We start from the raw sequence: 15,660 nt of genomic DNA, 5'->3' as shown, positions 1-15,660 counted from the left end.
AACGCTTACCGCTCATGGGCACCTCTCTTTAAGCCATCTTAAATGACTCTGAGGTGTCTGTTAAACCCGTGGCGATTCAAATTCATAAGGCCCGATTAAAGCTCCGTTACTCGCTTAATCATGCGGAACAGCTGTCATAGCGACACTGAGGGCTGGATAAACCACTTGCAACGCAAGTGGCTCAGCCGTTCTAAGGTGATACAAATCAGATGTGAAACTAACTACATCAGCATCGATTTATTACTTTGGAGCAACCCAGTATTTATGGTGCTCAGTTGCCTGGATCTCTTTCACTTCACTGCCAACGATACGTTCAGCCTTGCGAACATCTGTTACAAATCGAGTGAAATCACCATTGACCAGGTCAATAGCCACTTCATCGAAGTGAGACCATGCGACGTCGCCAAACTTGACGTGCTTCTCAATCATTCTGGCACCGGCAGCGACTGCCATCATAGAGCACAGGCTACCAATATCATGGCTTGAAAAACCCGGGATAATGCGAGGTTCTTTTTTCGAGAGATTGTAATAGTGTCTAATCACACCAATCTGCGTATCTTCAGTCGGTGTTGGATAAGCTGAGGTGCACTGCAACAGGTAGATGTTGCGAGCTTTTGTGAAGCTATTAAGAATGAATCCTTCATAAGCCTCATCGGTATAACCTGTTGAGATAACAACGTCTTTGGTGAAGTCTGCAGCGACCGCGGCCAGGTAATCTTTATGCTCAGAGATTGTTGACGGCAGCTTAATCATGTCCGGCTCAAACTGGCGGATAAAATCATAAGAAGGCATATCAAGAATCGAAGCAAACCAGCCAATACCAATCTCTTTACAGAACGTATCGACAAAAGCGAATTGCTCTTTATTCAGCTCAATACCATGACGGTACTCGCGGAAGGTGGTGCCGAACGGTGAGTTATACGGAGAGTCTAATTTTTCTTTGCTGTAGAAACTCTCAACGTCACGTTTCTGCAACTTGATGTAATCAGCACCAGCCTGCTTGGCTGCGACGATCATCGACTTCAAGCGATCCATATCACCAAAGTGGTTGGTAGTGATTTCTGCAATCACTTTTACGTCATACTTTTTCGAGGTGTTTTGCGCAGGGCTAGTTTGCGGTAACGTCACGCCGCGATGGCGGGCAGTAAACACTTGGTTAAAGGCATCGACTGAGTAGACGCTATAAGGTTTGTTACCAACGTGGCTGATATTAATATTCAGACGTGATTTTTCAGCCAACAGCATCTTCAGAAGCTGTTCCTGGCTGCTAATGATTCGTTCCTGATATTCAGGTTCGGCGTGCATTGCTGCCGTTGGGATTTTGTTGGTAAAACCGTCTTTAGTTGTGAAATCAAAGCCAAGCAGGTAAACGTTTTTAGTGGCATTTTCCTGTTTAGCAATTTGATTAGCGATTTTCAGCGCTGAGACGACGATGGCACTTTCAATGTAAATGGTATCTTCGAAGAAACGATGGATCAGGAAGTCTGCTGATTCTGGAGTGTAAGGTACGTATTCAGCGGCTAAATGACCAACACCTTCCGGAAGAAAACGATCTGATACATACAATTTACACTGTGGTGCTTTTTCATCAAAGATATCAAGTACCCAACCATGGTGAAACACGGCAATATCACCAGGATAGATCAGTTCAGAGTCATTGGTGTTAATAACAATACAATTTTTAAGCAAAGACAGGTCAATTTTATCGACGCTGGGGCCTTTACCAATAATTACGATGTCACATCCTTTTTTTTGCGCGACGACTTGTTGCAATGCCGAATTCATGCAGGTACCTCATGTCTTTTTTTAATGTTGATTTTATATTTTTGAGTAGGGAAAAGAATTTGTCCCTCGTAAGCCACACCATCAACGAAAGCTTCGCAATTGTGTTCAAGCGCAAAATTCAGACCAGGTAAAATATCCCAGCAGTTTACGCCTTTAACATTTTCGAAGCTCGCATATGCACCACGTACTGCTGCAAGCATGTTGTACATTGAACAACCAATAATTCGGTATTCAAATCCTTCTTCCAGCTGCAGTAAATCCTCTTTAGTCAATGAAGAAGAAAGACCGCGAATACGAGAGCGATGATGAGTCATTGGCATGCCGGTGATATGCAAATCGTTCAGCTCTGGCAAATAAATGCAAGACTCTTGATGAAGGCCGTTGGTATAAATACTGATACCAATTCCCCATTCTTTTAGGCCAGAGACAAAGTTTTCCGTGCCATCGATAGGATCAAGTACAACATAGCTTCCTTTCTTGTCCCAGATTACATCAGTGAAAGGCGCCAGCTCTTCGGAAATGAGTTGATGCTCAGGAAGCTCCTTCGTTAAATAATCTAATACGAGCTTTTGCACCAACAGGTCGCCTTCACTAACATAGCTGTTATCAGGCTTCAGGCTTAAATTTTCCCTTAACGAAACGATATGTTTTAGGTTCTGTTTAATGATCTCAGTGATTTCATAGCAATGCTTTTTCATTATTTATCACTTCTTTTAGCTAAGATATGAGTATAGACCGCATCGGCAATATCAAAATCAATAGGATTATTGATATCTAAACTCTCAATACTGGAAACCTCAACCAAATAAGGTCTATCCCCGATCCTGGCGTTGCGCTGCGTTATCAAATCGTGAGTATAAATATATAGACCCGTTGTTTCGATAAATAGTGGATCTAAGTCTTGTGTTCTGGGAACAGCTGCAAGGTCATAGTTCATAGGCCAACCATCTTTCCATACGAACTCTTGCATTTTATGAACGGTTAAAGCGGAATCATGATCACCAGACTGAACTTTATTAACACCGTTCTGAATGCTCTCTTTTTTCAGGAATGGTGCAGTGGCATGTGCCAACACATAAATGTCAGCTTTAATATCACGAGCAAATGAGCCCAGAACTTCATTAATTTTAGTTGTAGAGAGATCAAGCTCAGTAGAACGCTGTAAAAATTTCACACCTTTGGGTAAATATTTAATTACAGATTCATCGCTACAATAAACATATACATCATCGACGTTTTCAATTTGCTTTAAAGTATTGAGAATGAGTGATAGCAAAGGCGTGCCATCACTTAATTGCTTAGTGTTTTTATTTGGTAAACGTTCGTTATTCAACTTTAGTGGAACAAAAGCTACTGTTCTTTTCATACTACCATCTCTTCTGAATAAGGTTATTTTTTCCTAAATGCAAAGTCATTGCACTGTATATATTCTCCCAGTCGATATGGTAGCTAGTCGCATCAATCCTACTATCGTTATCCATAACGTCGGTTACATATTCATCAGGAATGTGGTGAGCATTTTGATGAATATGCTGATTCCGGGCTGGGCTAAAACTATTGTTCATATGTGTAATACAAGGGCGTCCACATATCCTAGAAATGTTCATTGATCCAGTGGAGTAATTTACTATGGCACAATCAACTACTGAGCCAATATGAATTTTTCTATCAATGGTAGCGCCAACTAAATCGACAGTTCTAATATCAGGTGCTATTCGATTTTTTATATCATCGATAATTGAACGGTCATTGGCAGTTTCAACTTTATCGCGTTGTAATGTCACCAATGATGATGTCCATCCATCAAAAACAACAGCCATTCCGGGGAATGTCTCATATAACTTGTTAATTATGTTAGAATAGCCTTCAACTTGTTCTAGCCATGCTCTTTTTTGACCGGTAACACCTAACCAAATAATTGGAAAGTGTTTTTTCAATTCGTTGGTGCTATTTTCTTTATCTGTATGTATATTGCTAATATATGATAATACTTTTTTATCCAAATTGTTGATTCTATTCATAATAACGGGATCTTTTGCCCCGTTTCCAAACAGTGCGCCGATCTTAATAAATAACGTACCCTCTATTTCAAGCTGCGTTAAGGTTTTATTAGTTATAAATTCTGCTGTTTGATTAGAATTGAAGATTTTGGGGGAGTTGATAAAGGCATTATTTTCTAGAGTGTAGAATTTAGTTTGGTTATCAATTTCCTTTACATGCTCATATATGATTTCAAAACCCAGCATCCCATCATACATAAAGTGATACGGACGAACATGACCTATCAAAAAAGCTTTATTCCGAAAATGTTTATCTTTAAAATAAGTATTGTTTTTTAACAAGAATTTTAAGATTGTAGATAATCTATTTTCTGAGCCATGGCAAAAAGTGTAGTAGATACCTTTATGTGGATAATAAACTCCATCGATGGATGTTACGTGCTGATGCACAATAAATTCATTATCGCTATCGTCTCGACAAAAAAGAAAATTATGATCATTTAATGATTTCGAACTGCAAATATTAAATTTAAATGTGCTTTTATTACATTTTACTTTTCCATACTCTGAGTTATAGAGCGCAACAATAAATTCATCATTATGTACTGCTTGGCGTAATTTATTTAATTGCTTATGAATTACAGAGGGCGGAGATTGTTGAAAAAGATGTGAGTAATATATTTTAGTAGTGGAAATAATTTCCTCTGCATCAATAACATCAGTTGAGTTTTCATTTGGTTGATTAAGTTTTTTAATATATTCTGTTAAAGAATTATTAACTGTAATATTAACATTGTACCACGGAATTTCTTGCCCATCTCTTACAATAATGATTGATGCTTTTGCGTTACTTTGTAAAGGAATTCGAACGGAAAAACCAACTTGACTTGCGCTTTCAGGTAGTTGTATTTTCGATAAATGTGCTTTTAATACATCGGGTCTATTAACTCGGATAGTATTAAATTCATGTTGCTCATTATTTTCTTCAACTTTTACAATAACTTGAATATTATTATTTAAAGGATCGGAAGGTAGAATCCAGCCTGCAATTAATAAAGTATCGGAATTATCATATCCACATGTGGGATAATCTAAACATGCTTTTAGGCCATCTAAATTACCACAGCCTTCATTGTTAATATCTATATTTCGAATCATTTCATCACTCTCGGTCAAAATGAAAAATCTTCACGATCTTTTGTCAGATTTTTGCTGTAGAAAGGATCTACCTCAAGATGTTTGCCCCATTTTGATTTCATAAAATTAACCTCTCTGGTGAATCGAGCTATTTTCTCTGGGGAGTCCTCTGCACCACGACTAATTGACTCGTAATGATAGAGTTCTGCATAGGGAGTCCATAGGTTACGATATCCGGCTTCACGTACCTTAAGGCAAAAATCAACGTCGTTAAATGCAACTTTGAGATTCTCTTCATCAAGACCAGATACGAGATCAAATACTTCTTTACGGATAAGTAAACAGGCGGCAGTAATCGCAGAAAGTGATTGAGTCAGCACAAGGCGACTGAAATAGCCAGGATGCTGGCGAGGGAAGTGTTTATGTGAATGCCCGCCGACACCACCAATCCCAAGAATAACGCCACCGTGCTGTACGGTATCGTTGCTGTAATAGAGCTTGGCACCGACACAACCAATTTCAGGACGCAGACATTGGCTGACCATTTCAGTTAACCATTCTGGATTGATCACCTCGACATCATTATTGACCAAGCCAATAACGGAGCCTTTAGCATGGCGGGCGCCGAAGTTATTAATTGCTGAATAATTAAACGGGAAGTCGTACGCCAGCACTTTAACGCGACGATCTTCCAACTGGATCTCGCGGAAAAACTCCAGGGTTTCGGCTTCGACGCTACCGTTATCCAGAATAAGAATCTCGAAATTGGTATAAGTACTTTTCTCGAGGATACTGCGCACGGCAGTCTCAGTCAGTGAACGGCGGTCACGAGTAGGAATTAACAAGCTAACCAGTGGCGCAGGCTCGGGTATTGGGTAACGAACCCGATAGGTGTTTGGTACCAGACCGGCATCAACTTCTACGCCCGCTTGCTGGGTTGCAAAATAATCGCGTAAAGCTTTAATGCCCGCATCGGTGGTATAGCTTTTCTCACCTGAAGCCAATGCTGTAGAGCCTTCAATAGTACGCCAGTGATACAGCACGCGAGGAATATGCACGATCTGATCAGCTTGCACATGCGGCAGGCAACGTAGCAGTAGATCCTGATCCTGACTGCCTTCTACACCTAGACGGAATCCGCCGATTCGCTGAAGCAGATTGCGGCGATAAACCCCAAGGTGAGAAACGTAGTTTTGTGAGAAGAACAGGTCCGGGTTCCAGTCGCTTTTGAAATGAGGATCAAAACGTTCACCGCGGCCGTTGAGCTTATCTTCATCACTGTAAAGAATCTGGGTTTCTGGCTGTGCACAAATCGCTTGTGCCATAAACAACAGTGCATGTTCAGGCAGGGCATCATCGTGATCCAGTAGCGCCACAAAATCGCCTTTGGCAATTTCCAGAGCGCTGTTAGACGCTGCCGAAATGTGCCCATTCTGTTGACGGTAGACCACATTAATACGCTTATCTTTAGCTTCGTATTCACGCAGTACACGCTGAACATGCTCTTTTGGTGATTTGTCGTCAGCGATGCACAGCTCCCAGTAAGGGTAACTTTGCGCAATGACAGAGTCTAAACAGGCGCGTAAGTAGATTTCTGCCGGGTTATAGACCGGCATCACTACTGAAATAACAGGCGGTGTAGCCAGCTTCGCCAGTATCGTGGCAACTTCTGCCTTATCAGGAAGCGATGGTGTTTCGACGGTTTCAATCCACTCTTCATAGTCCACGGAGGGTAGCGTGAAACTAAAGGTCTCGTTATAGAGAGATACCAGGCGATCCATGGACAGGCTACCGCTTTCAGAAGAAATAGACTCCTTAATCTTAGTCAATTCCATATTACGATAGCTTTGGTGTTCCTGCTGAATACGTGCCAGCAATGCGGGCTCTATTTGGCTGTCGCTGATTGCCGTGATTTCGAACTGACTGACCGAGAATGGGCCCTCCTGTTCCAGGGGATCAAAACGCAGCGCGACCAGCGGAGAATCGAGATAAAAAAGGCGGCTCGCCGTTACTGCTTTTTTGTAGGGCAGAGTCACGGTTTCAAATTCATTAAATCCTTTTCCGGTATCCAGATAGAACTTGGCTAATCCCTGTTTTTTGGAGCAGTCCAGCGTCAGGTTAAACTGATACCACCCTTTTTCTGTTTTAGGTAGATGCCTTAAATCAAGTATGAAGTAGGGATCATTCCCTTCTGATTTCCATCCATGCATACGCTCAGGATCTGCGGAAAGTTGGTTCAGCGCGACCCAGGGTAAATATACTGCCGGTTTTTGTACTGATGAGGCCCAATCAGAACAAGGTTTACGTCCCAGCAATCTACCATAGCGTTTGAAATGTTCTCTGGCAGGTAATCCTGTCTGGCTTACGTCCCGATAGGTCTGTAGATACCATTGCTCATCAAAATGTGTGAGCAGTTCGTCCTTATTGTATTCAACTGTCATTGTTATTTTCTCGTGTTGTCTGGCAGGCAATGACGCTGTTCTGCCTTTCCGTGCAGTATGTAGTGAAGTAAAGGATTGATAGAGCCTTGCGCTACGTCCGCATAAGTTTGCAAGTACCAGCGCGTATCAAATAAAGCACTTGGGCTGTAACCTTTATCAGCGCCAACCTGGATAAAGTGTTCAATAGCCGACAGACCGGAGCCCGCTACTTCCGGATAACGATGCAGATACCACAGCTCGTCGAACAGGCCAGATGCCGCAATACGTTCTGCATTGCTCATGGAAACCGCTGGTGTGGCGGTTGGGTTCTCTTTAAAGATACGGCCCAGGGCACGCACAGGCGCGGTCAGTTTCCAGGACACGGTCTGCTTCAGGTTTTGCGCACGATCTTTCGCTTTCTGAAGTTGCTGTTCTTTTTGTTGCAGTTCGCGAGTTAATTGCTCGGTATGGCGTGTCATGGTCGCCAGTTCGCGGAAACGTTCGTTGATACTGGATTCCAGCGCTTCGTTTTGCTTAACTAGCTCATTAATCCGGGTTCCAAGCTGAGCTTGCTGCTGAGTGGCTTGCTGTTGGAGCGTCGTTAGCTCCTGTTGCAGGTCTGCATTCGCCTGAGCCATGCTGGCTTGCTCTGCACGCCATGCTTGCTGATGCAGGTGATATTCTTCTGCCGCCTTGATGGCCGCCTGGTCACGCTCTTCCAGGTTGCGGGTCAGTGTTGCGATCTCACTAACCTGTTCGCTTAGCGTTTGTCGCAGCACGCTCAGGTGCTGTTGATGTTCTTCTGTCAGTTTTCTTTGTTCGTTTACAGATGTCTGTTCACGTTCTTCCAGCCATTGAGTCAGCGTTGCAATCTCAGTGAATCGTTCGCTCAGGCTTTGATTTAACTGGCTCAACTGTTGCTGAGATTCTGCTTGCTCTGCATGGTGCCGCTGAAGCAATACCGCGAGTTCATCACGGGCCAGTTCAAGCTCACTATTCTGTTTATCAATTGCCTGATTGCTTTCTGCAAGGCTTTGGTTCAGGTGAGCAATTTCACGCTCACGAGCATTTAAGGCGCTATCCAAATCCTGCTCACGTGTCTGCCAGACTTGCTGTGCCGCTTCAAACTGCTCCAGTACAGCGCGACTTGCCGCGAGATCGGTGGTCAGGACATCACACTTATTCTGTAGCTCATCATTGGCTTCAGTCAGAATTTGCTTCTGCTGTTGCCATTGACTGGCTTCGGTCGCCAGAGTCTGACTGAGTTCATCCTGCTGCTGATGTGCTGCAGTCAATGCAGTCGTCAGCTCGTTGACCTTCTGTTGCCATTGGCTGGCTTCGGTCGCCAGGGTCTGGCTGAGCTCATCCTGTTGCTGGTGCGCAGTAGTCAACGCGGTGGTCAGCTCATCAATATGCTGCTGCAACGCGCTGAGCTGTTGCGAGTACTCACTAAGCACAACGTTGTTTTTATTGAGTGCGAGAGTCAGCTGTGCGGCACGCTGGGTCTCTTCATTAAGGTGCAATGCTTGCTCATGCAGTTGCTGTTGCAGAGCGCTCTGCTGTTCTTGCGCTTCTGTTTGTTGCGCCAGCAGCGTTTGCTTTTCTTGTGCAATCAGATCGCGTTCGGCAACCGTCTGGGTAAATTGCTCCCGGGTTTCTGAGAGTTGAGTTTTCAGGTTTTGAAGGCTCGCCAGACTTTCATCTCGTTGTTGTTCACAGACGGCGAGGCTAGTTTGCAATTCGGCGGCATGCTGGTTAGATGTCTCCAACTCTGCGGTTAACGCGCTAACCTGCTGCTTTTGAAGGGTGAGTTCAGCGGTTTGATCGGCATGTTGTGCGAGCTTTTCTTCCTGCGCTTTTATGGTGTGATGCTGCGCGGTGATGCGCTCTGCCAGGCGTCCCCTTTCCAGGGCCTGTTGCTCCATCACATCCTGGGTTTCTGCTTGCTGGGTTGCTTGCAGCGCGACCATCTGACGCTTTATTTCGCTGTTTTCCCAGCTGTAACCACAGGCTTTACCCAGGCGAGAGAAGACTTCTTGTACCTGTCTGGTCGCAGATGGATTATCTGAGAGACCGTACAGGCTCATCATCTCTGAGGATTGCTCGCTGCCGACACCAATCACGCCCAGCCCGTGACCATGGGCAAACTCAAAATGAGGATACTGCTGCTTAAGCTCATCCAGAAGCTGGAATACCCCAAAGCCGCGCTCACGTACGTTGGTGTCATGCATGATGACAACGGCTCTGTCAGAGAGCTTCGGCAACCAGCTTTCAAAATCATGACGTACAGCTTCGAGGGTATGCAGGCCATCGATATGCAGCAAATCAATACTGCCTTGCGGGAAGTGTTCCAGTGCCTGGTCGAATGTGCTGCGTACAAGGGTGGAAAAGTCAGAGTAATGTTGCTGGTTGTATTCGGATACCTGGCGATAAACCTCTTCGCCATACTGGCCCGCATGTTCATCACCGCCCCAGGTATCTACCGCATAGCATTGGGTCTGAAGATCCAGCTTCGTCACGGCCTGGCAGAAAGAAAAATAGGAGCTGCCGTAATGGGTGCCCAGTTCAACAATCTTACGAGGTTGCAGGGTATCGATTAACCAGAAAGCAAACGGAATATGTTCTAACCAGGCGGATTGCGCAATGTAAGACGGGCGCCAAAAAATAGGGCGCTTAAAAATAAAATCCAGCTCGGTATTGGTTTGTTTTTCGGATGCTTGCTTCAGGCGCGCCTGTGAACGGCTGCTTTGCTGAGTGCCCATGGGGTATCCCTTCAATATGAGAACAATGGTTAATTAGCGTGATCGGCGGGGTGACCACTTTATGATTAACTGCGACAGGTCAGAACTCGCGTAAGAGTTCTGACCTTAGTTTCAATGCATGTCGTTGTTAGTCCTGATGCTCACGCAGGGTTGCTATACCCATCACAATCAGGCCATACAGAAGACACAGCAGTACTCCTGTAGTAAGCAGGTTATAAAGACGACGTGGATACTCTGCGTCTTCTGCCAATGTTGGTTGGCTGATGACTAACAGGTGCTTAAGCTTGCGATACGCTTCTACACGAGCCTGCTCCAGGCTAATAAGTCCGGATTTGTACAGATCCGCAGCCAGGGTCGCCTGGGTTTGAACATCCATATAGCGAGCCGTCACTTCGTTCATTGCATCTTTATCAGCACCGGTAAGTCTGGATTGTTCCTGAGCCAGTTGCTGCGTTAAGGCATCAACCCTGGCCTGCACAGAAACAACCGCAGGCGCGGTTTCTTTCATATAGCTTTGTAGCTGTTTTAACTGGGCCTGTTGCTGTGCCAGTTGAGCTTCTATCTGACTCACCACACCAAGGCGGGCACTGCTTGTTGATTCCGGGCTGATCAAATGATGGTTATTCTGGAAGTCCAGTACTTTGGCTTTTTCCGTCTGTACACGCTGATAGGCGCGATCGACTTCTTTCTCGACAAAGGCCAGTTGTTCCAGTGCTACCTGATGACCTAATTTATTGATAAAGCGGTCAGATTCCTGAAGCATCAATGCAACGACGCGCTGGCCATAGGCAGGATCAAAGGCCTGTAACTCAATTGTCAGCACACCGGACAGTTCATCCAGGTACAATGACAGGTGCTGACGGTAATATTTAATGAACTCTTCCCGGCTTACATTATCTGGCAGGCGGGAAAAATAATCGATTTTGTGGCTTTGATAATGAGCTTTCAGGCCCAGCTCCTTATCGAGCTTGTTGAGCAGATCGGGGGATTTAAGATAATCCTGGATGATCAGTATATCTTCATGGTTACTGCCTCCAATTCCCAGCATTGAAAGGGCATCGGGCAGTATCTTAATTTGATCCGCCTGCTTAACTACCAGCTCGGCCCGACTGACATAGCGATCGGACACAATGACGCAAAAATAAAGCGCAGCAATAGCAAAACACACTACTACCCATAAAAAACTGCCGAGTTTAAGGCTCTTTTTCCATGAGCGGTGGGCAAGCTTGAAACCGCTGGAGTCAACAATGAAATGTTTGGGTTTGGTCTTTAATTTATTTAGCTTGCGCATCAAACCGGAGGATTTGTTAGAGCGGGTTGGCTGAATCATGATTTTTGGGCTTGTTATAGTTTCTGATAAATACGGATGGCATCTTCGATATCGTCGAACAACTCAAGGGTGCTGTTGCGCAGCAAAATACCCATATCGCATTGTTGGCGTAAGTTTTTCATATCGTGCGAGACCATGATCAAACTGGCGGTCTCGCGTTTTTGGTTAAAAACATCAATACATTTTTGTTTAAAGCGGGCGTCGCCCACTGACATAATTTCGTCGGTCAGGTAGATATCAAAGTCAAAGGCCATACTGACAGCAAAGGAAAATTTTGATCTCATTCCACTGGAGTAGCCTTTAATCGGCAGTTCAAAATGTTGACCAATTTCCGAGAACTCTTTTACCCACTCTTCGATAGCCCGCGTATCGCGAACGCCATGAATCCGGCAGACAAAACGTGTATTTTCACGCCCGGTCATGCTGCCCTGAAAACCTCCGTTTAGCGCCAGAGGCCAAGATACACGACAGTGACGTGTCAGTTTTCCCTTACTGGGCATATCCATCCCGCCTAGCAGACGCAACAGAGTAGATTTTCCTGCTCCGTTGACGCCTAAGATACCGATATTGCGGTCGCGGGGTAACGTGATGCTCACGTCACGCAGAACGTAGTTGCGACCAAATTTGGTGGGGTAATACTTCGAGACGTTTTCCAGAATGATCATGCTTATTCTACTTTAGCTGGCAATCAAGCGACGATGACTCAGGCGGTAACAGCTCATCGCGAACGTCAGCAGTACCAACGTTACAGCCGAAAAATACATCCCGCTTACATTCGGGCTGGTATAGCCGGAGATCCAGCTGCTTCGGATTAGCTCAACGGCATGAACCAACGGGTTCCACAAAAACCAGTGTTGATAATTTGAGGGTATGGTCGCGAGGGGGTACATCACGCAGGAGATAAACATCAAGGGCATCATCAGCAGGCTAAGGAACTTATCAGCTTCTTTAAATAAATTACCCAGTACACAAAAAATAATGCCCAGCGAAAACGAAAAGATCATTAAAATGAAATAGATAAGAACGACCTCTAAAGGGTCGCTGGGGATGGCATCAAAACCAAACCACAGCAATCCTAGTACCAGTACGCAGCCCACAACCATGCCAATAACTGTTTCGAGGATAAAACGGGAAACAAAGGTCGCGAAGGGGGTAACTTGTCTGTAGCAAAACAAGCCCTTGTTCGCATTAACGGCAGATTGCAGTTTGCTGACCACATTCCTGAAAAAGAGGAAAGGCAGATAACTTGCAGTAATAAACAGTGGTGCCGGAGCTCCACCAAATCCGCTATGCCCGCGCATGCCAAAAATCAAACTAAAAGCACCAATCATCAACAGCGGATCCAGCAGCGCCCAGGTATACCCCAGCCGATAACTGCCAAATCTTGTTTTCAGTTCACGAATAAGCAGGCCAAACGTCACATCCCTCAGCACCTGGAACGAGCTGCGGGGCGTCTGGTTGAGAACAGGTTTAAGCATAAGAAGGCCGATATCACAGAACGGGCCCGCGATGGGGCGAGCCCGCATTGAGGGTTAGTTCAGGACCACGTTGGCCGCCACAGCAACCTGATAGATGACCTGGGTGATATCCTTGATGGACTGCATCATTTTGCTGTCCACTTTCGGCATGACCAGAATCTGATCGCCCGGCATCACATCGCCACCGTCTTTAAACTCCATCAGCCCGTTGGCATGCACCACGGCAATGCGCTTGTCGTTCGCACGGTCGGTATAGCCGCCCGCCCAGGCTACGTAGTCTTCCAGACTGGCGTTTTTGTTGTAGACCACCGCCTGCGGCATCATCACTTCGCCACCCACCTGAATCAGGTCGGTTTTGTTCGGGATCACAATCTGGTCGCCCTGTTCCAGCAGGATGTTGGCGATCACGCCTTTATCCGACACCACCACTTTACCCAGCGGCTGGATCTTGCGGGCTTTTTCCACAAAGCGCATCACCAGTTCGGCCTCTTTGGTGCGAATGGAGGCCTCGCCGTCAGAGCTGGCAGGCGCGGTAAAGACGCTGCGCTCCAGACGGTTGAGGGAGTCTTCCAGCATCTCTTTCTGCCGCGCGGCCACGCTCTTACGCATGATGTAGATCGAGCCGTAATCCGCCATGTTCGGGTCAATCGGGATGTGGTTCAGCAGATCGTGCAGACGGGTCTCTTTACGCACGGTGAAGTAGGATGGCCCGCGATAGCTGCCCATCACCTGCACATCGTACACCTGCGCATGCATGTCGTCGTTGAACAGCACTTTATCGCCGTCGCTCAGCTGAATGCGGTCGAAATCTTTATAGGGCATATAGACCGAGAACGGGCCACTGGCGCGATCGCCAATCACGCCCACGTGGCTCACCTTGGCGAGGGGCAGGGCGTAGTCGATCAGCTCTGAGCCGAGCGCGGTGCTGTTCTTCAGCTCGAAGCGGAACGGGTTACGCACTTTACCCGCCACGTTGATCATCGGCCCCTGGGGTTCAACCAGAATCACATCCTGATCTTTGAGGGACAGCTTCGGCATTTTGCCCTGCTGCATAAACTCATACAGGTCGATCTGCTGGATCACGCGGTTCTGGCGCAATACTTTAATATGACGATAGCTTCCGCGGTCGGAGTCGATGCCGCCAGCGCGTTTCAGGAAATATAAAACGCTGTCGGAAGATTGTCCGGCATATTGTCCCGGACGAATGACGGGTCCGGTGACATATACACTGACCGGCGTCGCGGTAAGTAAATTAACGTAAACATTAACGTTATTGGTGAAAACTTCGCTGATATGGCTGGTAACCAGGTTATTAACCTTACTGGCCGCCACATTCTTGACATTAATCGGCCCGACATCGGGAATAAAAATATTGCCCTGATTATCGACGGTCACGACGTTGGAAAAATTGACTGCGCCCCAGATCCAGATATTCAGCTTATCGCCGGGGGCGATCAGGTAATTATCGTTTAAGCCGTCGCTGCGCTCGGTTTCATAACCACCGGCAAACAGGTTGGCACCGTATGGAGGGGGGAGGCCGGACTCGGACTGCGGCAGTAATTTACGCACATCAGACTCGCCCGGCAATAACATGCCCTGGCGGTTTTGCTGTGCGAAAGTCCCGGTGGTGGAGGAGGTGTTTGCCTGGCCGCTCATCGCTTGCTCGCCGCCAAGCTGCAGTCGGCCATCGCCGTTGTCTGCCGGGGTGTTCATCCCAAATGCCTGGGCTTCTTGCTGGGTGGGGGCGGCGAAAGAGGCGCAGGAGACGCAGGCCAGCAACAGGACGGCACTCAATTGCCGAAAATTCGTTATCTTCACAACATTTCTCTTCAAAATTATTGCACGGCAAGCAGGTTACTGGCGGAAGCCTGTTCCAGCTGCGGTACCAGATACCAGGTGTCACCGTTCTTACAGGTCACACCGTGCTGCGACTGGTTGTAGTTGCGATTACGCAGCAGTTCTATGCATTCCAGCCCCAGGGCGGAGACATAACGCTGGCCCAGAATATAGGTATTGCCATTGGCGCTGAGCGCGGCGCCCTGCGGCAGGGTGTTCAGAGGTTGTTGCAGATTGGCTGCCATAGCCTGGAGGTCGGTAGAAGCAGTCTGATTCACAAGCGGTCGGGATGCTTCAACCTGCTTCGGGGAATATGCACAGCCGCTCAACATGAGGGCGAGCGAAATCACCAGAAGGCGAGTTGCGTTCTTCATAGATCAATATTTTCCAACAATGCAATAACTGGAATGTGAAATAAAACTTTGATGATATTCAACTGATTTTAATAGCGAAGCAGTTGAGAAATCTTGCAGGTGCAGGAGCAACAAAAACGCAGGTGTTAAGTAAGAAAATCCAAAAAAAGGGTAGGCTACCGCACGGAAATGGACAATTCCGGTTAAAATGTGTGGGATTTGCTTTAGGGCGCTGCCATAAAAAAACTATTCAGTAAACAACTAAATCGTTTTTTATTATTCATGAAAGTGCTTTTATGTGGCGGATATTACATAAGTTTGCAGTTTGTGTCATTTCAAATTTAAGAATTTTGCCCGGAAAAAGGGGAAAAGTCTGAAAGCCTATTAATTCTGGTGGGTTGATCCAAAACTTATATTCAGCATTAGTTTCTGGCAGTGATTGTTTCATATTTCAGAGAATAGAAACAAATAAGCGCCAGCGGTGATGCTGCCAACTTACTGATTTAGTGTATGATGGTGTTTTTGAGGTGCTCCAGTGGCTTCTGTTTCTATCAGCTGT

The 15,660-nt window shown here is 46.1% G+C and carries 11 protein-coding genes; all 11 read right to left on the bottom strand.

From position 1 onward, the window contains the following. Nucleotides 1-240: 240 nt before the first annotated feature. Nucleotides 241-1,785: an N-acetylneuraminate synthase family protein gene (locus OGY37_RS17155; RefSeq protein ID WP_096948496.1), complete on the bottom strand. Its 1,545-nt coding sequence runs from the start codon at nt 1,783-1,785 to the stop codon at nt 241-243. Then, the gene (locus OGY37_RS17150; protein ID WP_016240547.1) at nt 1,782-2,483 is read right to left on the bottom strand and encodes an inositol monophosphatase family protein; all 702 of its coding nucleotides are present in this window, start codon (nt 2,481-2,483) and stop codon (nt 1,782-1,784) included. Before OGY37_RS17150 ends, OGY37_RS17155 begins: the two co-directional genes overlap by 4 nt. Beyond that, a complete protein-coding gene (locus tag OGY37_RS17145) occupies nt 2,483-3,151 on the bottom strand; it encodes an acylneuraminate cytidylyltransferase family protein (protein WP_016240548.1) in 669 nt (222 codons plus the stop codon). Before OGY37_RS17145 ends, OGY37_RS17150 begins: the two co-directional genes overlap by 1 nt. A gap of 1 nt (nt 3,152) precedes the next feature. Continuing rightward, complete coding sequence (locus tag OGY37_RS17140) at nt 3,153-4,943, bottom strand: hypothetical protein (RefSeq protein ID WP_286621320.1); 1,791 nt, start codon at nt 4,941-4,943, stop codon at nt 3,153-3,155. Between the two features lie 14 nt (nt 4,944-4,957). Then, nucleotides 4,958-7,363 carry a glycosyltransferase family 2 protein gene (locus tag OGY37_RS17135; protein WP_286621318.1) on the bottom strand — a complete coding sequence of 802 codons (2,406 nt, stop codon included), beginning with the start codon at nt 7,361-7,363 and terminating at the stop codon, nt 4,958-4,960. Between the two features lie 2 nt (nt 7,364-7,365). Then, a complete protein-coding gene (locus tag OGY37_RS17130; protein WP_286621316.1) occupies nt 7,366-10,104 on the bottom strand; it encodes a class I SAM-dependent methyltransferase in 2,739 nt (912 codons plus the stop codon). Nucleotides 10,105-10,231: 127 nt separating this feature from the next. Continuing rightward, a complete protein-coding gene (locus OGY37_RS17125) occupies nt 10,232-11,434 on the bottom strand; it encodes a sugar transporter (RefSeq protein ID WP_286621315.1) in 1,203 nt (400 codons plus the stop codon). A 14-nt stretch (nt 11,435-11,448) separates the two neighbouring features. After that, a complete protein-coding gene (locus OGY37_RS17120; protein WP_032175626.1) occupies nt 11,449-12,099 on the bottom strand; it encodes an ABC transporter ATP-binding protein in 651 nt (216 codons plus the stop codon). A 12-nt stretch (nt 12,100-12,111) separates the two neighbouring features. Further along, a complete protein-coding gene (locus tag OGY37_RS17115) occupies nt 12,112-12,912 on the bottom strand; it encodes an ABC transporter permease (RefSeq protein ID WP_061360548.1) in 801 nt (266 codons plus the stop codon). Nucleotides 12,913-12,966: 54 nt separating this feature from the next. Then, complete coding sequence (locus OGY37_RS17110) at nt 12,967-14,730, bottom strand: polysaccharide biosynthesis/export family protein (RefSeq protein WP_016240555.1); 1,764 nt, start codon at nt 14,728-14,730, stop codon at nt 12,967-12,969. A gap of 17 nt (nt 14,731-14,747) precedes the next feature. Continuing rightward, complete coding sequence (locus OGY37_RS17105) at nt 14,748-15,122, bottom strand: hypothetical protein (RefSeq protein WP_032180729.1); 375 nt, start codon at nt 15,120-15,122, stop codon at nt 14,748-14,750. Between the last annotated feature and the right edge of the window lie 538 nt (nt 15,123-15,660).

The organism is Citrobacter sp. Cpo030 (assembly GCF_030333005.1).
GTDB lineage: Bacteria > Pseudomonadota > Gammaproteobacteria > Enterobacterales > Enterobacteriaceae > Citrobacter > Citrobacter portucalensis.
This window is presented reverse-complemented; position numbering and strand designations above follow the sequence as displayed.

Bases quoted from the DNA above. Each gene is read 5' to 3' on its own strand.
- OGY37_RS17155 (WP_096948496.1), bottom strand. From the start codon at position 1,785: ATGAATTCGGCATTGCAACAAGTCGTCGCGCAAAAAAAAGGATGTGAC.
- OGY37_RS17140 (WP_286621320.1), bottom strand. From the start codon at position 4,943: ATGATTCGAAATATAGATATTAACAATGAAGGCTGTGGTAATTTAGAT.
- OGY37_RS17135 (WP_286621318.1), bottom strand. From the start codon at position 7,363: ATGACAGTTGAATACAATAAGGACGAACTGCTCACACATTTTGATGAG.
- OGY37_RS17115 (WP_061360548.1), bottom strand. From the start codon at position 12,912: ATGCTTAAACCTGTTCTCAACCAGACGCCCCGCAGCTCGTTCCAGGTG.
- OGY37_RS17150 (WP_016240547.1), bottom strand. From the start codon at position 2,483: ATGAAAAAGCATTGCTATGAAATCACTGAGATCATTAAACAGAACCTA.
- OGY37_RS17105 (WP_032180729.1), bottom strand. From the start codon at position 15,122: ATGAAGAACGCAACTCGCCTTCTGGTGATTTCGCTCGCCCTCATGTTG.
- OGY37_RS17145 (WP_016240548.1), bottom strand. From the start codon at position 3,151: ATGAAAAGAACAGTAGCTTTTGTTCCACTAAAGTTGAATAACGAACGT.
- OGY37_RS17120 (WP_032175626.1), bottom strand. From the start codon at position 12,099: ATGATCATTCTGGAAAACGTCTCGAAGTATTACCCCACCAAATTTGGT.
- OGY37_RS17125 (WP_286621315.1), bottom strand. From the start codon at position 11,434: ATGATTCAGCCAACCCGCTCTAACAAATCCTCCGGTTTGATGCGCAAG.
- OGY37_RS17130 (WP_286621316.1), bottom strand. From the start codon at position 10,104: ATGGGCACTCAGCAAAGCAGCCGTTCACAGGCGCGCCTGAAGCAAGCA.